This window comes from Micromonospora sp. A3M-1-15, assembly GCF_024213425.1.
GTDB classification, from domain to species: Bacteria; Actinomycetota; Actinomycetes; order Mycobacteriales; family Micromonosporaceae; genus Micromonospora; species Micromonospora chersina.
Genome location: NZ_JANAVK010000006.1, coordinates 216,630 through 237,399 on the forward strand (window position 1 = coordinate 216,630; position 20,770 = coordinate 237,399).

The 20,770-nt window shown below is 75.9% G+C and carries 16 protein-coding genes; 6 read left to right on the forward strand and 10 right to left on the reverse strand.

From position 1 onward, the window contains the following. Nucleotides 1-121: 121 nt before the first annotated feature. Nucleotides 122-544, reverse strand: coding sequence for a glutaredoxin domain-containing protein (locus NLX85_RS27380; protein ID WP_254339903.1), 423 nt, complete (start codon nt 542-544; stop codon nt 122-124). Between the two features lie 24 nt (nt 545-568). Continuing rightward, a complete protein-coding gene (locus tag NLX85_RS27385) occupies nt 569-3,361 on the reverse strand; it encodes an FAD-binding and (Fe-S)-binding domain-containing protein (RefSeq protein ID WP_254339904.1) in 2,793 nt (930 codons plus the stop codon). A 189-nt stretch (nt 3,362-3,550) separates the two neighbouring features. On the opposite strand from NLX85_RS27385, the gene NLX85_RS27390 reads away from it, so the two are divergent. Next, entirely contained in the window at nt 3,551-4,408 is an 858-nt protein-coding gene (locus NLX85_RS27390) for a trypsin-like serine protease (RefSeq protein ID WP_254339909.1), read from the forward strand. Nucleotides 4,409-4,470: 62 nt separating this feature from the next. On the opposite strand, the gene NLX85_RS27395 is transcribed toward NLX85_RS27390, so the two are convergent. Genes NLX85_RS27395 through NLX85_RS27405 form a run of 3 tightly spaced genes read right to left on the reverse strand, consistent with a single transcriptional unit; the run spans nt 4,471 to nt 7,378 of the window. Next, the gene (locus NLX85_RS27395; protein WP_254339910.1) at nt 4,471-5,568 is read right to left on the reverse strand and encodes a hypothetical protein; all 1,098 of its coding nucleotides are present in this window, start codon (nt 5,566-5,568) and stop codon (nt 4,471-4,473) included. Nucleotides 5,569-5,623: 55 nt separating this feature from the next. Continuing rightward, nucleotides 5,624-6,397, reverse strand: a complete 774-nt coding sequence (locus NLX85_RS27400) for a nucleotidyltransferase domain-containing protein (RefSeq protein ID WP_254339912.1) — start codon at nt 6,395-6,397, stop codon at nt 5,624-5,626. 45 nt (nt 6,398-6,442) lie between these two features. Next, the gene (locus NLX85_RS27405) at nt 6,443-7,378 is read right to left on the reverse strand and encodes a diacylglycerol kinase family protein (protein WP_254339914.1); all 936 of its coding nucleotides are present in this window, start codon (nt 7,376-7,378) and stop codon (nt 6,443-6,445) included. A gap of 152 nt (nt 7,379-7,530) precedes the next feature. Between NLX85_RS27405 and NLX85_RS27410 the strand changes: the two genes are divergently transcribed. Further along, entirely contained in the window at nt 7,531-8,910 is a 1,380-nt protein-coding gene (locus NLX85_RS27410; RefSeq protein WP_254339916.1) for a hypothetical protein, read from the forward strand. A gap of 141 nt (nt 8,911-9,051) precedes the next feature. After that, a complete protein-coding gene (locus tag NLX85_RS27415) occupies nt 9,052-9,738 on the forward strand; it encodes a hypothetical protein (protein WP_254339918.1) in 687 nt (228 codons plus the stop codon). A 59-nt stretch (nt 9,739-9,797) separates the two neighbouring features. On the opposite strand, the gene NLX85_RS27420 is transcribed toward NLX85_RS27415, so the two are convergent. Next, entirely contained in the window at nt 9,798-11,057 is a 1,260-nt protein-coding gene (locus NLX85_RS27420) for a glycoside hydrolase family 6 protein (RefSeq protein ID WP_254339920.1), read from the reverse strand. A gap of 233 nt (nt 11,058-11,290) precedes the next feature. Here NLX85_RS27420 and NLX85_RS27425 point away from each other — a divergent pair, with 233 nt between their 5' ends. Continuing rightward, a complete protein-coding gene (locus NLX85_RS27425) occupies nt 11,291-13,609 on the forward strand; it encodes a transglycosylase domain-containing protein (RefSeq protein WP_254339922.1) in 2,319 nt (772 codons plus the stop codon). A gap of 40 nt (nt 13,610-13,649) precedes the next feature. After that, the gene (locus tag NLX85_RS33570) at nt 13,650-15,053 is read left to right on the forward strand and encodes a CoA transferase (protein ID WP_254339925.1); all 1,404 of its coding nucleotides are present in this window, start codon (nt 13,650-13,652) and stop codon (nt 15,051-15,053) included. A gap of 11 nt (nt 15,054-15,064) precedes the next feature. On the opposite strand, the gene NLX85_RS33200 is transcribed toward NLX85_RS33570, so the two are convergent. The 4 genes from NLX85_RS33200 to NLX85_RS27450 form a co-directional block, all read right to left on the reverse strand. Further along, nucleotides 15,065-15,658, reverse strand: coding sequence for a TlpA disulfide reductase family protein (locus tag NLX85_RS33200; protein ID WP_254339928.1), 594 nt, complete (start codon nt 15,656-15,658; stop codon nt 15,065-15,067). Next, nucleotides 15,655-16,086, reverse strand: coding sequence for a hypothetical protein (locus NLX85_RS27440; protein ID WP_254339930.1), 432 nt, complete (start codon nt 16,084-16,086; stop codon nt 15,655-15,657). The genes NLX85_RS33200 and NLX85_RS27440 overlap by 4 nt, the downstream gene beginning before the upstream one ends. 136 nt (nt 16,087-16,222) lie before the next feature. After that, nucleotides 16,223-18,280, reverse strand: a complete 2,058-nt coding sequence (locus tag NLX85_RS27445; protein WP_254339932.1) for a M6 family metalloprotease domain-containing protein — start codon at nt 18,278-18,280, stop codon at nt 16,223-16,225. Between the two features lie 161 nt (nt 18,281-18,441). Further along, nucleotides 18,442-19,344: a dihydrodipicolinate synthase family protein gene (locus tag NLX85_RS27450; protein WP_254339934.1), complete on the reverse strand. Its 903-nt coding sequence runs from the start codon at nt 19,342-19,344 to the stop codon at nt 18,442-18,444. A 183-nt stretch (nt 19,345-19,527) separates the two neighbouring features. Between NLX85_RS27450 and NLX85_RS27455 the strand changes: the two genes are divergently transcribed. Then, nucleotides 19,528-20,754 (forward strand): CdaR family transcriptional regulator, encoded by a 1,227-nt coding sequence (locus tag NLX85_RS27455; protein ID WP_254339936.1) that lies wholly within the window; start codon nt 19,528-19,530, stop codon nt 20,752-20,754. The last annotated feature ends 16 nt before the right edge of the window (nt 20,755-20,770 follow it).

Consider the following 20,770-nt stretch of genomic DNA (forward strand, 5'->3'; position numbering starts at 1 on the left):
GTCCGCCGCCGGCCGCACCCCGGCACCCCGCGCCCTCGCCCGGGAGATCCGCACCGGCCCGGCGAGCCGCAGCGCTCGCGTCGGGCGCGCCGGTTCCGGGAGGCGCCGCCGCGGCGGACCGTCAGGCCGGCAGGCGGTCGCGCAGCCAGGCCGGCTCCGGGTTCACCACGGCCTCGTCGCGCAGCACCACGGTCGGGACGGTCTCGTCGCCTCCGGTGACCGCCCGGACCGCCGCCGCCCCGTCGGGGTCGCGCCAGATGTTCACCCAGTGTGCCCGGCCGGCCCGGCGACCCAGCCGGAGTCGCAGGCGCAGGCAATAGCGGCAGCCGGGCCGCCAGTAGACCACCGGCCGGCCGTCGCGCGCGCTGCGCTCCCGCGCCTCGGCGGCGGGCAGCGACCTGGGGAACGCCAGCGGCGAGAAGAGCACCGCCAGCACCACGAAGACCAGGAACTCGACGGCCCCCACCACCGGGGTGGCCGCGCGGAGCGCGGCGAGCACCCCGACCACCAGCATCAGACCGGCCATCCACCAACTGCGCAGCACGTCGCGGGATGCTACCCGCCGCCGTCAGGCGGTCGCGTCGGCCAGCAGTTCGAGCAGGTGGCGGTACGGCTGCCCGGTGGCCCGGGCCATGCCGATCTCGCAGGTGCGGTTGACCGAGGCGTACCCGTCGAAGGAGCGGGTGGTGACGGCGGCGGCCTCGGCGCGGGTCGCCGACGCGGTCAGCTCGGGATGCAGCAGCCCCCGGTCGCCCGCGAAGCCGCAGCACTGCCAGCCGTCGGGCACCACCACCTCGTCGGCGACGGCGCGGGCCACGGTGAGCAGCGCGTCGTCCAGCCCGAGCCGGGTGGACGAGCAGGTCGGGTGCAACGCGAGGGAGCCGAGCCGGCGGCGCACGGTGAGCCGGGGCAGCAGCTCGGTGGCCGCGTACGCGACGGCGTCGACCACCCGCAGGTCGCCGGCCCCGGCGAGCAGCTTCGCGAAGCCCTCGGTGCAGGAGGCGGCGTCGCTGACCAGCGGCAGCGCGCCGTCGCGGCTGGCCGCGCGCAGCGCCGGCGGCACCCGGTCGCGCACCGCCTCGTAGCCGGCCGTGAGGCCCTTCGAGGACCAGGGCGTGCCGCAGCACATGCTCCCGATCCCCTCGGGCACGAGCAGGCGTACGCCGGCCCGGTCGGCGAGGGTGAGCAGGGCGGCGGCCACGCCGGAGCCGCCCTCGGCGGGCGCGAACAGGGTGCCGAGGCAGGACGGGACGAAGACCGCGTCCGGCTCGTCGGCCGGGCGGGGGCGGCGCGGCCGGCCGCCCCGGGGCAGGTCACGCCGCCACTGCGGGACCCGGTCGGCGCCGAGGACCGCGCGGGCGGCCCGAGTGGCGGCCTCGGGCAGCGCGGGCGGCAGCGCGCCGGCCAGGTCGAGCCCGCGGGCCATGCCCCGGGTGGTGGCGCCCCAGCCGCGCGCGGCGCCCCGCCAGCCGGCCTGCGCCACCCCGCCGGTGCGGTCGGCGCGCAGCCGCCGCACCAGGTCGCCGGTGTTGATCAGGACCGGGCAGGCGGTGGCGCACATGCCGTCCACGGCACACGTGTCCACCGCGTCGTAGTCGTAGGCCTCCTCCAGCTCGCGGGCCAGGGCCGGGTTCCCGTCGGCGCGGGCCGCGGCGATCTCCCGGCGCAGCACGATCCGCTGCCGGGGCGTGGTGGTCAGGTCGCGGCTGGGGCAGACCGGCTCGCAGTAGCCGCACTCGACGCACCGGTCCACCTCCTCCTCCACGGTGGGCACGGTCTTCAGGTGCCGCATGTGGATCTCCGGGTCGTCGCTGAGCAGCACCCCCGGGTTGAGCACGCCGTCCGGGTCGCAGAGCGTCTTGACCTCGCGCATCACCGCGTACAGCTCGTCGCCGAACTGGCGGCGCACGTACGGGGCCATGACCCGGCCGGTGCCGTGCTCGGCCTTGAGCGTGCCGCCGTGGCCGAGGACCAGGTCGACCATCTCCTCCGTGAAGTCGGCGTAGCGCGCCGGGGCCGCGCCGCCGGCGAACCGCTCGTTGAGCATGAAGTGCAGGTTGCCGTCCTTGGCGTGGCCGAAGATGACGCTCTCCTCGTACCGGTGCCGGTCGAAGAGGTCGGCGAGCGCGGCGCAGGTGCCGGCGAGGGCCTCGACCGGGACGGCGATGTCCTCCAGCAGCGCGGTGGTGCCGGACGGGCGCGCGCCGGCCACCGCCGCGTACAGGCCCTTGCGGATGTGCCAGAGCGCGGCGCGGGCGGCGGCCTCGCCGCTGAGCCGGGCCGGGGTGGTCAGCGGCAGGTCGGCCAGGACCAGCCGGGCGGCGGCGACCCGCTCGGCCAGCGCCTCCGGGTCGGACTCCTGCCACTCGACCAGCAGCGCCGCGTGGTCGCGGACCGCCAGGCCGCGCAGCGCGGCGTCCGCCCGCGGGTCCCCCTGCGCCACCCGCAGGGCCGCCGCGTCGAGCAGCTCGATCGCCGCCGGCCCGGCGGCCACCAGCGCCGGCATGGCGGCCATCGCCGCGCCCAGGGTGTCGAAGACCAGCAGGCCGGTCGCGGCGTGCCGGTGCACGGGTACGGTGCGGAACGTCGCCGCCGCGACGAAGGCGAGCGTGCCCTCGCTGCCCACCACCAGCCGGGTCAGCAGGTCGGCGGGGTCGTCGTGGTCGAGGAAGGCGTTCACCCCGTACCCCATGGTGTTCTTCATGGCGTACTGGGCGCGGATCCGGCGCACCGAGTCGGGGTTGCCCCGGACCCGGTCGCGCAGCCACTGCAGGCCGGCGTGCAGCTCCGGCTCGGCGGCGCGCAGCCGGGCGTCGGCGTCCGGGGCGCCGGTGTCGAGCACGGTGCCGCTGGGCAGCACCAGCAGCAGCGACTCCAGCGTCCGGTACGTGTTGAACTCGGTGCCGCAGGTCATCCCGCTGGAGTTGTTGGCGACCACCCCGCCGACCGTGCAGGCGGACTCGCTGGCCGGGTCCGGGCCGAGCTTGCGGCCGTACGGGGCGAGCCGGGCGTTGACCTGCCGCAGCACCACCCCGGGCTGCACCCGCACCCGGCGGCCGTCGTCGAGGACGTCGAGGTCGCGGAAGTGCCGCCGGGTGTCGACCAGCAGCCGGTCGGTGACCGCCTGGCCACTGAGGCTGGTGCCGCCGGAGCGGAAGGTCAGCGGGGTGCCGGTGCGGCGGCTGTGCCGCAGCAGGGCGGCGACCTGGTCGGCGTCGGCCGGCGTGACCACGGCGCTCGGGTGCAGCAGGTAGTGCGACGCGTCGTGGGCCAGCCGGAGCCGGTCCGCGGCCCGGGTGGCCACCCCGCCGGGCACCACCGCCTCCAGTCCGTCCCGCGCGTCGCCGCTCAGTTCGACCATGGTCGCCGCACCTCCCGCGACCCACCCTAGTCAGGAGCGGACGGCGCGCCGCCGACCCCTTGCCCCGACATCGACCTGGGTGGATACTCGCCGCTACAGCGTTCGTCGAGGTCGCACCCCGAACCGACCCCGGCGGCACGGCATGGACGCCGACGCAACCGGCGGCCTTCACCGTCCGAGGAGAAGACCGTGAGAATCCGCCGAAGCCGACTCACTCCCCTGCTCGCCGCGACCGTCGGCCTGGTGGCCGCCGGCGCCTTCGCCGTTCCCGGCGCCGCCTCGGCCGCGCCGAGCTACACCGCCGACCAACTGGCCCGCGCCGACGCCGCCGTCGCCGCCTCCGGCGTGCAGGGCATCGCCTGGCGCGTGGACGCCGGCTCCGGCCGCGTCGTGGTGACCGCGGACGACAGCGTCTCCGCCGCCGAGGTGGCCGCGGTCAAGAAGAGCGCCGGCACCGCGGCGGGCGCCATCCGGGTCGACCGGGCCCGGGGCACCTTCCGCCCGCTGCTGTCGGCCGGCAACGCCATCTACGGCGGCGGATACCGCTGCTCGCTCGGGTTCAACGTGGTGAAGTCGAACGTCTACTACTTCCTCACCGCCGGGCACTGCGGCAACGTCGCCAAGACCTGGTACACCGACTCGGGGCTCAAGACCCTGATCGGCCCGACCATCAGCTCCAGCTTCCCGGGCAACGACTACGCCCTGGTCCGATACGACAACGCCGCGCTCAGCCACCCGGGCGGCTACACCGCCGCGAACGCCGTCGTGGGTGAGTCGGTGAAGCGGACCGGGTCGACCACCGGCACCCACAGCGGCACGGTGACCGCGTTGAACGTGACCGTCCGCTACCAGGGCGGCGGCACGGTCCGGGGCATGATCCAGACCACCGTCTGCGCCGAGCCGGGCGACTCGGGCGGCCCGCTCTACGACGGCACCAAGGCGCTGGGCATCACCTCCGGCGGCAGCGGTGACTGCCGCACCGGCGGCACCACCTTCTACCAGCCGGTCACCGAGGCGGCGAGCGCGTACGGCGTGACCGTCTACTGAGCAACCACGCAGGGGACCCGCACCCGGTCGAGGGTGCGGGTCCTTTGTGCGTGGTGGTCGGGTCAGCCCTGCCGCAGCGCCGGCATGGGCACCGGCACGGCGAGCGCGGTCGCCCCGGCGCCCGCGCCGCCCTCGCAGGTGTTCGGCGGCACGGTGCCGATGCCCCGGGTGGCGGGCCGTTCCGCCGCCCAGAACATGAAGCCCAGCATGCCGGCCGTGCTGCCCGCGCCGTGCGGCGCGACGCTCTGCACGTACGGGGCCGCGGCCTTCTGCACCGAGGTGGCGTAGTCGACGCACTCGGGCAGCGGCTTGCCGCCGTAGGCGAGGTAGACCGCGCCGGTGAACTTGGCCGGGGCGAGCGGGGGCACCGGCGGGCTGTACTGCGCCTTGCCGTCGACGTGCTCCTGCCAGTTCGCCTGGGCGGTGCTCGCCGAGACGGGCCGGGCGGTCACCATGGCGTTGGCGTAGTCGAGGACCGGCGTGTCGGTGCGCAACCAGTCGGCGGTGGCCTTGCGGTTGAGGTCGATCAGCCAGCGGTCGCCGGCGGCCACGTCGATGGTGAGCCGGGCCGGCGCGCGGGCGCCGGTGGCGTCGTACGGGTGGACGGCCCGGTAGGCGTCGATGAAGGACTGGAGGCCCGCCAGGTTCGGGCCGGTGTTCTGCTCGTAGTCGATCTCGATGCCGACGCCCAGCCGGGTGGCCACGGCGGCGGCCCGCTGCCCGAGCAGGGTGGGGTTCTCGGCGAGCGCGGTGTCCCAGTCGTCGGTGTAGGTGATGCCGCCGATGGAGAGCATGACCCGGACGCCGCGGGCGGTGAAGTACTGCACGATCTCGCCGGTCATGCCGCGCGGCACCCCGTCGAGGGTGGTGGCGTCGGTGGTCTGGCGCAGCAGGTCGAGCGGGTTGACGAAGCTCAGCACCACGAGGTTGACCGAGGGGCGGCCGTCGCCGCGGTCGACCAGCCAGTGGTTCTGGCTGTCGAACTGGGCGACCGTGCGGGCCGTGCCCCAGGTGCAGAAGTCGTCGCCGCAGTGCCAGGCGCCGTATATCTGGATCGGGGTGGCCGCCAGCGGCGCCGGCGCGGACGGGGGCGCGGCGACGGCCGGGCCCGTGGTGGCGAGGACGAGCAGGAGTGTGGCCAGGAGTACCGAGCGTCGCATGGGAACCTCCCCGACTTTTCAGTACGCCTTGTTTACAGTAGAGCGACGACCTGCGTCAATGCGTCCCGGCGAGCCGCTCCAGCACCCGCTGCTGGAAGGCGCGGGCCTCGGGTCCGGCCGGCGGCGGGCCGCCCCGGCGGGCCGCGATCGACCGGTGGATCAGCCCGCCGTCCGGGTCGTCGGCCGCGAGCCGCCGTCCGGCGTCCACCTTGCCCAGCCAGACGCCGTCGCGGCAGCGGACCAGGGCGCGGCAGGCGCCGAGCACCGCGTCCTCGGCGCCGGGGGCGGGGGCGTCGCCGGGCGGGGTGGGCAGCGCCAGCCACCAGCGCAGCGCCTCGACCAGCAGCCGCCGCAGGTCCTCCGGCCCGGGGTCGGCGAACACGCCGGCGGCGGGCGGGCCGAGCAGGGCCAGCCCCGACTGGCGCAGGATGCTGCGGTCGAGCGCGTACCAGAACCGCCCGTCGGCGGCGGGCCGGTCGGCCGGGTCCCAGGTGGCCCGGAACGGCATGGTGGCGCCGGTGTTCAGCTCGACCTCGAAACCCGGCTCGGGCGTGCCGGAGCCGGCCACGTCCCGCCGGTAGACCACCAGTTCCAGGCCGCGCGCCGGGCAGGGCAGCGCCTCGTGCCGCAGCCGGTCCACCAGCGCCCGCTTCACCGGCCCGGCGACCGGCCGGACGACCACCAGGGCCACGTCCACGTCACTGCGCCCCGGCTGGTACGCGCCCAGCCCCACCGAGCCGGCCGCATACGCGCCGACGAGGTCGTCGCCGAGCACCGCCCGGGCCCGCCCGACCAGCTCGTCGAGGTAGCGGCGCACGTCGGAGTCCATGCCCGCATCCTGCCCCGTCCGGTTCGGGGCGGCGCGGGCCGGGGGTCACTCCGCCGGGTCGGGGCAGCAGACGGTCAGCGCACCCGGAACCGTCTTCACCTTCAGCTTCTTCGCGGTGCCCCGCGCGCCCCCGTCCAGCTCGTACGTCTTCGGCTCGGCGAAGCGGACGGTCACCTTCCGCCCCCGGGTGATCCGGACGAACGGCGACTCCTCGGAGCGGCCGGCGGCCATCCGACCCAGCGTGCGGGCCCAGTCCACGGCGCCGCTCGCGGTGGAGACACCGATCTCCAGCGCGCCGTCGTCGGGGCGGGCGTCGTCGAAGGCGGGGATGCCGCCGGTGATGGTGCCGACGTTGCCGAAGAGCACGCAGCTCGCCTCGCCGTCGAACCAGTCGGCGCCGTCGACCCTGATCCGGGTCCGTACGCACTCGCCGCGGACGTGCCGCAGCCCGGTCCAGACGTACGCGATCCGGCCGAGCCTGCCCTTGAGCTCGCGGTCGGCGTCGCGGATCAGGTCGCCGTCGAACCCGGCGCCGGCCATCACGGCGAAGTGCTCCCCGTTGAGCCGGCCCAGGTCCAGCTCGCGCCGCCGGCCGTGCAGGGCGATCCGGACCGCCTCGGGCAGGTCGGCGGGGATGCCGAGGTTCGTGGCGAAGAGGTTGGCCGTGCCCGCGGGCAGGATGCCCATCGGCACGTCCGATCCGGCGAGGGTGTCGGCACAGCGCTGCACCATGCCGTCGCCACCCCAGACCAGCACCAGCTCGGCGCCCTTGCCGAGCGCCTTGCGCACCTTCTTCGGCGCCTTGCGGCTCTTCGGCACCTCGTACCAGAGGAGCTGGCCGACCCCGGCGGCGACCAGGTTGGCGCGCAGCTCGTCGAGGCCGCCGCCGAAGGTCTTCTTCCGGTGGGCGACGACCGCGACCACGCCGGCCGGCGGCGCGGAAGTCTCAGTGGCGGGGCGGTCGACAGTGCTCGTGCTCATGACCCCCGGTGGTACCCCGCCGCCGGATTTTCCACTCCTGTCGGATCTGCGACGCGCCCGATTTCGATCAGCGGCGGGCTGTGATCAACCGACTTCGTTCGGTAGAGTGCGGGCGGATCGCCGGCGCTGGCCGGAGATCGGGGGGTGCCGGGATGACTCGACGGGCCGCACGGCTGGTGGGCGTCACGCTGCGCCTCGGCCTGCTGCTCGGCGGGGTCGCCCTGGCCTGGTCCGCCCACGAGGTCGCCACCGGCGCCGCCGCCCACGCCGCCGAGCGCGCGCCCGCCGGGCCGCTGACCGCCGTCGCCGACTTGGTCACCGACACGCTGCACCCGCTCCTCGGGGCCGTCACCACTCCCCCCACGTCCGCCGAGGCCCCCGTCGGCGGGGCCCCGGACGCCACCCGGCCCGCGACACGCGACCACGCCACCGCACCCGCGCCGTGCGACCGCGCCGCCCCGCACACGCCGCGCCAACACGCCACCCGACCCGCGACACGCGACCGCGCCACCGCGCCACGCGAGCGAGCCACCCCGCGCGACCGTGCCGCCCGGCCCGCGCCGCGGCACCGCGCCACGCCGACCCGCGAGCGGTTCCGCCCGCGGCCCGACCAGCCCTCCGCCCCCCGGGCGGAGGGCCGGCGGCCCGCTCCGGCCGCCCGTCCCGGATCGACAGGGGACGGCGCAGGGCGACCGGCTCCCGACGCGGGCACGCCGGCACCGCGGGCACCCCGGCCGGGCCACGGTGGCGCGCTCAACGCGATCGTCGGGCCGGTGCGCGCCGGGGTGCTCACCCCGGTGACCGACGCTCTCCGGCCGGTCACCGACCCGCTGCGCAACGGGGTGCTCGCCCCCGTCGGCGCCGTTCTCGGGCCGGTCACCCGGCCGATCGGTTCCGGCGTGCTCACCCCGGTGGCCGGGGTGCTCGTCCCGGTCACCACACCGCTCGCACCGGTGCTCCGCCCCGTGTGGCGTGGCCTGGAGCCCGTGCGTGAGCCGCTCGGCCCCGTGCTGAAGCCGGTCAAGCCGGTGACCGACCTCCTGGACCCGCCGGCCGACCGGGAGACCACGCCGCCACCCGCCGAGCCCCCGGCGACCGGCATCCCCGGCGCACCCGGCACTCCGCCCCACGCCGACGCCGGCGACCCCGCCCCGGACGTCTCCGCCGGCGACCGCGGCCTCCCGGCCGGCGCCGGCGGGCCCGGCCACCCGCCCGCTGCCGGAGACCCGGTCGCGCCCGGCCCGCACCGGACGACCGTGGACCGCCCGGCGCAGGCCACCGCCGCAACGGGGCCCACGCCGGCCGGCGCCGAGCGGCCGCGCCCGGTGCAATCGGAGCGGGACCGGGTCCCGGCGACGCCGGTCCCGACCGGCAACGGCGGCGCCGGATCGGCCGGAGCGGCCCACGGCGATGCCGCGGTCGCCGGCGCCGCCGCATGGACCCCGCCGGCCCTGACCGGCCACCGCTGCCGCCCGGCCGACGGCCCGGCGCCCGCGTCCCGCTCGACCCGCCCGGGCACCCGGCCCGCCTGACCGGCCCGCTGTGGCGGCCGCCGCCGCCCACCGCCCCGGCTCCCTCCACCGACAGCTGCACGGCCGCTCACGGCCGGCGCCGGCCGACGACCACCCCGGCGCCCTCCACTTGTCGATGACCCTGGTGACCAGGAGTTCTTCATGAGCACAGCTACACCCGTCGTCCGGGCCCGCTGGTGCGACATCGGCCGGATAGCCGATCTCGTCGCCGAGGCCCTCTCCCCCACCGCGCTCGCGGCCTGGCTCGTCCCCGACGCGCAGCGGCGCACCGCCGTGCTCGCCGCCGTGGCCCGGATCTGGACCGAACACGCCATGCTCTTCGGCGACGCGTTCCTGCTGCGGGACGGCACGGCGGCGACCGTCTGGTTCCACCGCTACCGGCCCATCCCGGCGCCCAACCGGTACGCCGACCGCCTCGCCGCGGCCGCCGGCCCCGACGAGGAACAGTTCCTCCGGCTCGACGAGGCGCTCGCCGCCCGGCGACCGGCTGAGGCGCACAACCACCTCGCGCTGCTGGCCGCGCCCGGCCCGGCGGCCGTCCGCCGGGCCGCCGCGGCGCTCATCGGATCGCAGCGCTGGATGGACACCCTGAGCCTCCCGACGTACGCGGAGGCGTTCACCGAGGCCGACCGGGACCTGTTCCGGCGGCACGGGTACGCCGACCGGGAGGCCATCGCCATCGCGGGGCCGGGCGACACCACCACCCACCCGATGTGGCGGCTCTCGCCGTTCTGGGTCGGCCGTTCGGGCGGCAACGGCCGCTGGCCGGCCCGCCGGATCACCAGCCGGACCCGCAACGGCCGGGCCAGCGGGTGGGCGCTGCGCTGATCTGGCGCGCGCGGCCGGGCCGGGGCATTGTTCGAGCCGCCCCGGCCCGGTCCGGCGGGTCAGCGCAGCGGCGGGTTGGCGTACCGGACCAGTTCGAGGGCCTGCTCGTCGAACCAGGCGCCGGCAGCCGGGTCGGCCGTGCCGCCGCGCGCCGGGTCGAGCCCGGTGCCGGTGCCCCGGTCGCACTGCCCGTCGGACTGGCCGGGCGTCTTCACCCAGAGGAACGCGTCGGCCAGCGGGTCACCGGTCGCGGTGGTGGGGCGCACGCCCAGGCCCCGGTCCGGCGGGTTGCACCAGGTCTGCGGGTCCGGCCAGCCCGCGCCGGCCGGCGGGGTCCACGGGCCCTGCCCGTTGCGGCTCGTGTCCACCACGAAGTGGGCGAGCCGGTCGGCCGGCACCTCCCCGACGTTCTCGGCGTACCAGGCGTCGGTGCGGCCCCAGGTGCTGAAGTCGGCCGGGTCGGCCGGGTAGTACTGGCTGGCGCACCAGTCGAAGTGGCCGCGCGCCCACTCGGGACCCGCGGTGCCGTAGTGGACGCACTTGGAGATCCAGTCGCCGTACTTGAGCTGGCGCTCGGTGGTCTCGTAGTTGGAGACGTTGAGGAAGAAGCCGTCGGCCTTGGCGACGCCGGCCTTGACCAACCGGTCGGCGGCGTCTCCGACGCCCAGCCAGGCGCTGTGCGTGCCGTCGAGGTAGACGCTGGTACGCGGCAGCGCGGCGAGCCGGTCGACGGCGTGGTGGAGCATGGCGAACCGGTCGGTGGCGGCGGTGGCCGCGTCGGCCTCGGCCGGGCGGCACCAGTCCTGGGTGCCGTTGATGGTGGTGTACCAGGGGATGATGCCGAGGCCGTCCGGCTCCAGGATGACGGCCACCTCGTGGCCGCCGATGCCCCGGGCGAAGGCGTCGATCCAGGCCTCGTACTCGGCCACCGAGGTGGCGCCGCCGGCCGAGTACTGCGAGCAGTCGCGGAACGGGATGTTGTAGGCCACGAGCACGGGCACGGTCTTCTTGCCGGCCGCGCGGCGCACCTCGGCGTTGACGGTCCGGGTGACCTCGGCGGGGGAGCCGCCGGTCACCCAGACCGCCTGGGGCGTGCGGATCATGGCGCGCAGCCCGGCCGCCTCCTGGTAGCGCCCGGCGGCGGTCAGCTCGGCGATCTGGGTCACCGCCCCGTGGTCCGGTCGGGGGGTGTAGAAGGTGACGCCGTCGCGGAGTTCCGCGCCGGCCGGTGCGGGCGAGAAGGGTACGGCCGCGGCGAGGGTCGCGGCGACGGCGGCGAGACCGGTCACGGCGCGCCGCCGGAAGGGAGTCAGGGCCACGTCATTGCTCCTGAGGGACGGGGGAACGGGCGATGGGAGCGTTCCCGCAGCTCGTCAGAGCCTGCCCGGAGCAGCCGCGACTGTCAATGTCTCCCGGCGGGCCGCCGCATCGCGTCGCGCCGGGCACCACCGCGCGGCACGGCGGGAAGCCTGTGCCGTCGCCGCAGCTCCGCTAGCCTGCGAGCCGGGCAGGGACACGATTCGGCCGAGCAGTCGGAGGGTATCGGGTGCGGATGCTTCAGACCGGTGACAACGACGACGCCGTGGGCGCCGCGACCCCGACCCCGGGGCGGAAGCGCCGGCGACACCGCCTGGCGATCTTCCTGGCGGTGTTCGCGCTGCTGGCCGGCTCCGGCCTGGTGGCCGGTGGCTACTACTTCGACAGCGTGCCGACTCCCACCGACCTCAAACTGCCGGAGTCGACCACCGTCTACTACGCCGACGGCCGCACGCCCATGGCGAAGCTGGGCGCCGAGAACCGGACCATCGTCCCGTACGACCAGATGAACGACTCGGCCAAGCAGGCCATCGTGGCGGCCGAGGACCGCACCTTCTGGACCAACAAGGGGGTGGACTTCAAGGGCGTGCTCCGGGCGGCCTGGGCGAACGTCACCGGCGGGCAGCGGCAGGGTGCCTCCACCCTCACCCAGCAGTACGCGCGGGTCGCCGCCGACCTGCGCGGGGTCACCTACTCGCGGAAGCTGCGCGAGGCGGTCATCGCGTGGAAGCTGGACGACACGTACAGCAAGGACGAGATCCTCGGCTTCTACCTGAACACCGTCCCGTTCGGGCGGGGCGCGTACGGGATCGAGGCGGCCGCGCAGACCTTCTTCGGCAAGACGGTGCGCCGGGACGCCCCGCCGCAGCAGCAGCTCACCCAGGCCGAGGCCATGGTGCTGTGCGCCATGGTGAAGCAGCCGGAGGCGGACCCGGCCGACCCCGAGGGCTCCCCCGGCTACGACCCGCGGCGAAACGCCACGGCGAAGCAGAACTCGATCGACCGCTGGAACTACATCCGTGACGGCATGGTGAAGCTCGGGTACCTCACCGCGGAGCAGGCGGCGAACCTGGCGTACCCGGACTCGGTGCGACCCGTCGACCCCAACGCGGGCCGCTCCGGGCTGGACCGCCCGACCGGCCTGGTGGTCAACCACGTGCTCAGCGAGCTGCGGCAGACCGAGCCGTTCCGCGGCCAGCCCGACGAGGCGATCCGGGACGGCGGCTACAGGATCGTCACCACCATCGACAAGCGGGTGCAGGACGCCGCGGAGGCCGCCGCCGACATCCGGCGGGACACCGCACCGGAGGCGGTCCGCGGCCAGCCGAAGAACTGGCAGGCCGCGCTCGTCGCGGTGGAGCCGGGCACCGGCCGGGTGCTCGGCTACTACGGCGGCGACAAGGGCTCCGGCGCCGACTACGCCGGCTGGTACACCGACGAGAACGGCCAGGCCCGCGGGTTCGGCCAGCACCCGCCGGGCTCCTCGTTCAAGGTGTACGACCTGGCCGCCGCCGTGGAGAACAAGATCTCGGTGAAGCAGCGGTTCGACTCGCCGGACACCAAGGAGTTCCCCGACTCCGGGCGGACCAAGGGCAGCCCGGCCGGTCCGATCCGCAACGCCGAGCACGCGCCCTGCCAGCCGAACTGCGCCCTCTGGGAGGCGACCGTCGCCTCGCTGAACGTCACCTACTTCGAGCTGACCGAGAAGCTCGGCACCGCCAAGGTCATCGACATGGCCAAGCGGGCCGGGGTCGAGTCGATGTGGGAGACCGTCAAGGGCAACCCCCAGCCGCAGCGGGTGGACCTGCGGGACAAGCCCGCCGAGGAGGTGGCCGGGCGGTTCTCCACCGAGGTCGGCATCGGCCAGTACGGCATCAGCGTGCAGGACCACGCCAACGGGATGGCCACCTTCGCGGCCGGCGGCAAGCGCGCCGAGGCGCACTTCGTCCGGTCGGTGACCAAGGGCGACGAGAAGGTGTGGGGCGAGCAGCTCAAGCAGACCGAGCTCGGGCTCGACCAGGAGGCGATCAACCAGCTCGACTGGACGCTGCGCCGGGTCCGGGCGGCCAAGCTGGACAACGACTGGGACTCCGCCGGCAAGACCGGCACCTGGCAGGCCGGGCAGAGCACCACCCAGAACGTGCACACCTGGATGGTCGGCTGGACCGGGGCGCTCGCCTCCGCCGTCTGGCTCGGCACCACCGACGGCAAGCCGCTCCGCACGACGGCCGGCAGCTACGAGGTCTACGGCTCCACCGGGCCCGGGCCGATCTGGCGGCAGTTCATGGAGCAGGCCACCGCGGCGCTGAAGCTCGACCCGGACAAGTACCGGTTCGCCGATCCGGCGTTCCCGGACGACGCCCCGGAGACCCCCGCCCCGACGACCCCACCGGCGACCTCCTCGCCCACCCCGTCGGCGCCGCCGACGCCGAGCCCGACCCCGTCGCGCCCGAGCCCCAGCCCGACCGAGCGGCCGACCTCGCTGCCGACCGTCTCCCCCTCGCTCAGCCCGCTGCCGACCCTGTCTCCGTCGAAGACCCGGCGACCCCGGTGACCGCGGGGCCGCGGCCGGCGGCGGGTGCGATGATCGACCGGTGGTGAACCCGACGACGCAGGCGATCGGATCGGCCTGGGCGGCGCTGGGCGGGGACCCGGCCGCCGCCGCGGCGGTGCGGACGGCCGGGCCGGCCGGGACGCTGCCGGCCCGGCTGCCGGTCACCGACCTGGCCGTGGCCTGCGTCGCCGCCGCCGGGCTGGCCGGCCTGGAGCTGGCCCGGGCCCGCGGGACCGGGACGGACGGCCCGCTCACCGTCGACAGCCGCGCCGTGGCGGTCTCCTTCACCAGCGATCGGCACCTGCGGGTGGAGGGGCGGGCCTTCAGCGGTTTCGCCCCGCTGTCCCGGTTCTGGCCGACCGCCGACGGCTGGGTGCGTACCCATGCCAACTATCCGCACCACCGGCGGCGGCTGCTGACCGCGCTCGACCTCGACCCGGCGCGCCCCGACGACGCCCTGGTGGCGGCGGTGGGCGAGCGGCTCGGCGGCCGCCCGGCGGCCGAGGTCGAACAGCGGGTGACCGCGGCCGGCGGCCTCGCCGTCGCCGCCCGCACACCGGACGAGTGGGACGCCCACCCGCAGGCCGCGGCCGTCGCGGCGGAACCCCTGGTCCGGCTGCGGGCCGACGCCCCGGCACCGGTCCGCCCGGCGCCGCCCGCGCCGCCCGGGCTGCCCGCCACCGGGGTACGCGTGCTCGACCTGACCCGGGTGATCGCCGGCCCGGTGGCCACCCGCTTCCTCGCCCTGCTCGGCGCCGACGTGCTGCGCGTCGACTCCCCCGGGCTGCCCGAGCTGGAGCCGCAGCACCTGGACACCGACGCCGGCAAGCGGTCCACCCTGCTCGACCTGGGCCGGGACGCCGACCGGGCCCGCTTCGCGACGCTGCTCGCCGACGCCGACGTGGTGGTCACCGGCTACCGGCCGGGAGCGCTGGACCGGTGGGGTCTGTCCCCCGAGGCGCTGCGCCGGCACCACCCCGACCTGGTGGTGGCGCGGCTGTCCGCCTGGGGCGGCGGCGGCCCGTGGGCCGGCCGGCGCAGCTTCGACAGCCTGGTGCAGGCCGCCACCGGCATCGCCGAGATCGAGCGGCGGCCGGACGGCGCGCCCGGCGTGCTGCCCGCCCAGGCGCTCGACCACGGCACCGGCTACCTGCTCGCGGCGGCGGTGCTGCGGGCGCTGGCCCGCCGCGCCGTCGACGGGGGCGCGTGGACGGCCGAGCTGTCGCTGGCGCGTACCGCGCGGTGGCTGCGGCAGGAACTGCCGGCCGGGCCGGTCACCGACGCCGCGCCGCCGGACCCCGACCCCTGGTGCGCCGAGCGGGACTCGCCCGCGGGCCGCCTCCGGTACGCGCTGCCGCCGGTCACCCTGCCCGACGGCCGGCCGGACTGGGCGAGCCCGCCGACCCGGTGGGGCGGCGACCCGCCGGCCTGGCCGGCCCGCTGAGCCCGGCCGGTTCAGGGGGCGAGCACGAGCCTGCGCAGCTCGGCGTCGAGGGTGGCCGCGTCCACTCCGCCCGGCCAGCCCCGCAGCAGCGCGCCGCCCTTGGCGACGACGACCACGGCCGGGGGTTCGCGGACCGCGTACGAGCGCCAGATCCCGCCGTCGGCGTCGAGCACGATCGGGTACCCGACCCGGTGCTCCCGCAGGTAGCGCTGGACGTCCTCGGGCTTGTCCTCGGTGGCCACCCCGACGAAGACGACCTCGTCCCGGTGGCGGCGGGCCAGCTCGCCCAGTGCCGCCTGGCGGTCGGCGCAGAGCGCGCACCAGGAGGTGAAGAAGACCAGCACGACCGGGCGGTCGGCCCACAGGTCGGCGAGGGCCACCGGGCTGCCGTCGGTGAGCGCGCCGGTGACGGCCGGCGCGCCGGCCGCCCCGGACGGCGCCGGGCGCAGCGCGAGACCCGCCGGCGCCGGGCCCGGCAGCGCCGCGGCCCCACCGGCGACCGGCTCCGGCCGGGCGGGCGCGTCGTCGCCGCCGGAGCAGGCGGTCGCCGTGAGCGCCGCGGCGAGGGCCACGGCGGCGAGGCGGACGGCGTACCCCCGGATCACGACGGCACCACGGCGACCAGCGCCGGTCCCTCGCTGTCGTTCGGGGTGAGGTCGACCGGCGGGTGGCCGTCCACGACCAGCCGGTAGGCGTCCCGCGCGGCCAGGTCGACCGGCACGGCGAACTCGCAGTACGTCGGCACGCGCGTGACCTCCAGGTCCTCGGCGAAGGTCGCCACCGACCGGCCCGGGGACAGCGCGCCCTCGGCGAGCGTCCGGCCCGCGGCGTCGACCACCTGGAACGGCGCCCGGTTGTGGAAGTGCGTGTAGGGGCCGGTGCCGGCGCACTCGACGCCCGCCGGCCGGATGTTGATGTCCCGGACGAGCACCCGCACGGTCATGGCCGACCGGGCCTCCTCGGCGTCACCGCACGCGGCGAGCGCGCCGGTCAGCAGCGTCGGCAGCAGCAGCGCTGGCAGCAGGCGGCGCATCTGTCCTCCTGGTCGTCGGGGTGGTTCCCGGGGCGGTGCGGCACGCGGGTGTCCGCACCGCCCCGGGATGGATCAGCCGAGCAGGGGCGGTGCGACACGGGATCCGCACCGCCCTGGCCAGCCGAGCAGCGGCGGGTCAGCCGAGCAGCGCCCGGGGTCGTTCGACCCGGCACTGGCTCGTCACGGTCCTGCTCCGGTCGCTCTCCGAGGTGGCCGTGAGGGTCACCAGGGTGGTGGCGGTCGCGCCGGAGCCGGCCCCCACCGAGACGGCGACCGGGGTGCTGGCGCCGAACTCGGCCGTGGCCAGCTCGTTCGGCAGCTCCACCCGCCAGCCCTGGCCGCCGACGGTCGCCGACAGCCGGTAGACGTCCGAGCGCAGGTACGCGCCGGCGTCCTCCGGGTGCGGCTGGCCGCCGGCCGCGTACGTCCCCGTGTTGGTCAGGTCGAACGCGCAGGTGGCGCCCTTGCCGGTGGGCTCGCCGCGGGTCACCAGGTGGCCCTTGGACAGCGCCACCCCGTGCGTGCTCGGCCCGGCGCCGTCCAGCGACCGGACCGCCACCGTGTACGAGAGCACCCCGTCGCCGTCGCGGCGCAGGTTGAGCACGTAGAAGTGCAGCCGGTTGGCCTCGTCCACGTACTCGTACTCGCTGCCGGAGTTGGCCCCGGCGTGGAACAGCGCGTCGGACAGCTGCCGGTAGTCGCCCATGGTGATCTTCTGCGGGGTGCCGTTCGGCTGGTAGAAGTCGACCATGTCGATGTCCTGCGGGTTGGCGTCGACCACCCACACGAACGGTGCGCTGTCGGTGTTCTTGGTCTTGCTGATGAGCACGCCGTCGTCCGGGGTGAACGAGTCCGCGCCCATCCGGTCGACGACCTCGACCGTGTAGTTGTTGTACCGGCCGCCGTCGCAGAGCGGGTCGGCCGTGACGGTGCACGCCGGCGAGCGGTCGGCGTTCATGGCGATGTTGAGCCCGGTCAGCCCGCCGGGTCCGGCGTCCACGGCGCGGGCGGTCACGTCGGCGACCACCATGCCGGAGGTGGCCAGCCCCTCCCGGGAGAGCCGCAGCACGTGCTCCTCACCGAGCAGCCCGATCTTCAGCTTGTCCCGCAGCGTGTGCAGCGAGCCCATCGAGCCGCCGTTGACCGGCGGGATCTGCCAGCGGGTGTGCGGTCCGCCCGGCCCGTTGAACGAGCCGCGCGACATCATGCTCCAGATGCCGGTGTACGCGCGGCGCAACGGTGTGCCGTACGGGTTGTTGTAGTTGTCCCCGATGCTCAGCAGGTGGCTCAGCTCGTGGGCGTACACGCCCATGCCGGAGCTCTCCGCCTGGGTGGACGAGCCGCCGCCGGCGTTCGGCCAGATCGTGGCGGCCGCCTTCCACGAGGTCCACTCGACGTAGCGGGTCTTCGCGTAGTTGGGCAGGGTGGGGTCCGGCGGGCCCCACGCGTCCGGCACGTCCTCCTTGGTCTGGAACATCATCTGGCCGAACTCCTGCCAGGTGGACGACTCGTCCTGGCCGGCCGAGAGGATGAAGACCAGCTCGAAGCTGTCGGCCACCGCGTCGCCGACCGCCGCGCGCCAGGCGCCCAGCCCGTCGGTGCGGATGTTCTTGGCGCACGCCTCCCCGGTCGGGCAGGCGCCGGGGTTGAAGCCGTTGTCGATGCCGTACTGGTAGGACTTAGCCGGCATCTCGTACGGGCCGAAGCCGCTGAGGTCCACCCCGTACCGGCCGTTGGAGTCCTGCATCCAGTACTCGTGCAGGGTGTGTCCGCGGTTCAGGTCACCCGGCTTGTTCAGGAAATCCGTGTAGAACCGCGCGACCTGGTTCCGGGGCACGTTCGCGGCGGTCGCCTGCGGGTTGCCGAACACCGTCGAGCCGGCCGGCTGCGTGATGACGAACGGCTGGTCCACGTAGTCCAGCGTGACCAGCGCGATCTTGAAGTTGCGGACCGAGCCGCGCACGGTCGGGTCGGCCCAGTTCCGGTTCGGCACCTGCCGGTAGTCGTCCCAGGTCATCGTGTCGGGGTTCTGCCAGTGCTGGGGGTCGAGCGGCTGGAACGGGGCGGGCCCGTCCGGCGGGTCGCCCGGTGCGGCGGAGGCCGGCCCGGCGGAGCCGGTCGCGACCAGGACGGTCGTCACGGCGGCGGCCAGGACCGAGCGCCACACCGCACGCCTGGTGGGCAGAAGGTGCATCGAGTCACCTCTCAGGTCGGGGGCGGGAGGGGGCGGGGCGGTCAGGGGGCGCTCGCCGTCCCGCATGATCACGCTCGATCCGACCCTAGGAGCCGGCCGGCGCGGCGGTCACCGTGCAGATGTCGGCAGGTGGACCGGCGACTTCCGACACGTGCAGGACGTCACGCCGTGGGCACCGGCCCGGCGTCGGCCCGCTCGGCCCGCCGCAGGTCCCGGCACAGCCGCTCCTCCAGGTCGGGCGGCAGCGCGCCGCGGGGCGGCCGGCACGGGCCGCCGTACCGGCCGGTGAGCCCCATGGCCAGCTTCACCGCCTGGACCCCCTCGGTGCGGGCGCCCCAGCCGAGCAGGGGATGCAGGCGGGCGTAGAGCGGCAGGGCGGCGGCCAGGTCGCGGGCGGCGCAGAGCCGGTGCAGACGCAGGCAGAGCCGGGGCAGGGCGTTGGGGCTGCGCGCCAGCCATCCGGTCGCCCCGCAGACGGTCAGTTCCAGCAGCACGTCGTCGGCGCCGGCCAGCACGTCCAGGTGCGGGCAGAGGTCACGGACCCGGTGCAGCCGGCGGACGTCGTCCTCCCGCACCGCCACGACGCCGTCGGTCTCGGCGACCCGGGCGAGCAGGTCCGGGGTGAGGTCCACGGTGGATTCGGCCGGATCGCGGCACACCACCACCGGCAGCCCGACGGCGGCCACCTCGCGGTAGTGGGCCACCACCTCGGCCGGACCGCCCGGGTAGCCGACCGGTGGCGGGGCGAGCACCGCCTGCGCCCCGGCGTCGCGCGCCTGCTCGGCCCAGTGCCGCGCCTGCCGGCTGCCGTACCCCCCGACCGCCGGCAGCACCGCGCAGCCCGGCGGCGCCGCCTCCAGGGCGGCGCGGACCACGTCGGCGCGCTCCCCCTCGGACAGGGCCGGATATTCGCCCAGCGGGCCGCACGGGGTCACGCCCCGGCAGCCTGCGTCGCCGAGCCACCGCACGTGCTCCTGGAGCCGGTCGTAGTCGACGGAGAGGTCACCCCGGAACGGCGTGGGGAGGGCGACCACGACGCCCTGCCAGGGCCTGGTTGCGGCCACGACGGTGTTCCCTTCTCGGCGGACCCGGCCCCGCACACGTTAGGGGCGTGCCGGTCCGCGGTCTTCCGACAGATGCCGGAACCACCGCGGCCGTGCCGGGTACGGGTGTCGCGGGGGTATTGCGCGCCCGCCAACATCATCGGAAGGTAGGCCCAGGGTCCTATCCGGGGGAAGCGCATGCGCATGGAGCTGCAACGCATCGTCGACCGGGTCGCGGCGCGGGTGAAGCGCCCGGCACTCATCGAGGACCGGCGCCAGCGCGTCGTCGTCTACAGCGAACACACGGGGTTGATCGACGGGGTCCGCCGCAGCTCGATCCTGCGCCGGCACACCACCCCGGAGGTGATCGCCTGGGCCCGGGAGATCGGCATCATGGACGCCCGGCAGCCGGTGCGTACCCCGGCCCGCCCCGACCTGGACCTGCTCCCCCGGGTCTGCGTGCCGATCCGCCACCAGGACCTGCTGCTGGGCTTCGTCTGGTTCATCGACGCGGTCGACGGAATGACCGACGACGACATCTCGGTGGTGACCGAGGCGATGCCGGACCTGTCGCTGGCCCTCTACCGCGAGAACCTGCTCGGCGAGCTGACCTCGCAGCGGGAGGCGGAGGCCACCCGCACGCTGCTGGTCGAGTCCCCGGAGGCCCGGCGGGAGGCGGTCCGGTCGCTGCTCACCGACGGCGTGGTGGCCCGCGACGGCCAGGTCACCGCGCTTGTCGCCCGGCTCGCGGTGACCCGGGACGACGTCCTGGACGACGCGGCCCGCGTCGCCCTGGAGCACGCGCTGGTCGCCACCCGGCAGTGGGTCGGGTCGCGCGAGACCCTGCACCTGGTGCGGCACGACCACGGGGCGCTGCTGCTGTGCGGCGGGCGGGCCACCGGCCGGGCGGCGGCCGGGGATGCCGCCGGGCACCTGGACCAGGCCCTGCGCGCGGCGACCCGGGGCCTTAAGTCGGTGAGCCGGACGGTGGTCGGGGTCGGCGACGACCGGCCCCGGCTGTACGACAGCCTGCTGTCCTACCAGGAGGCGTTCCAGGCGGCCCGGGTGGGCGTGCAACTGCCCGCCCTGGGCCCGGTCGTGCCCTGGGCCGAGCTGGGCATCTACCGCTTGTTGTCCGGGGTGGACGCCCGGCACCTGGACGTCGCGCGGGTGCACCCGGGGCTGGGCGGGCTGCTCGGCGACGAGGCGCACCAGGTGCTGCTGGAGACCCTGGAGGTCTACCTGGACCTGGCCGGCAACGCCCACGCCACCGCCGAGCGGCTGCGGCTGCACCGGACGACGCTGTACTACCGGCTCCAGCGGGTGGAACTGCTCGCCGGCACCGACCTCAAGGACGGCAACGAGCGGCTCTGCCTGCACCTGGCGCTGAAGCTGGGCCGGCTCACCGGCCGGTACCAGCCGGGCCGGTAGCCGGGGCGGGGCGACG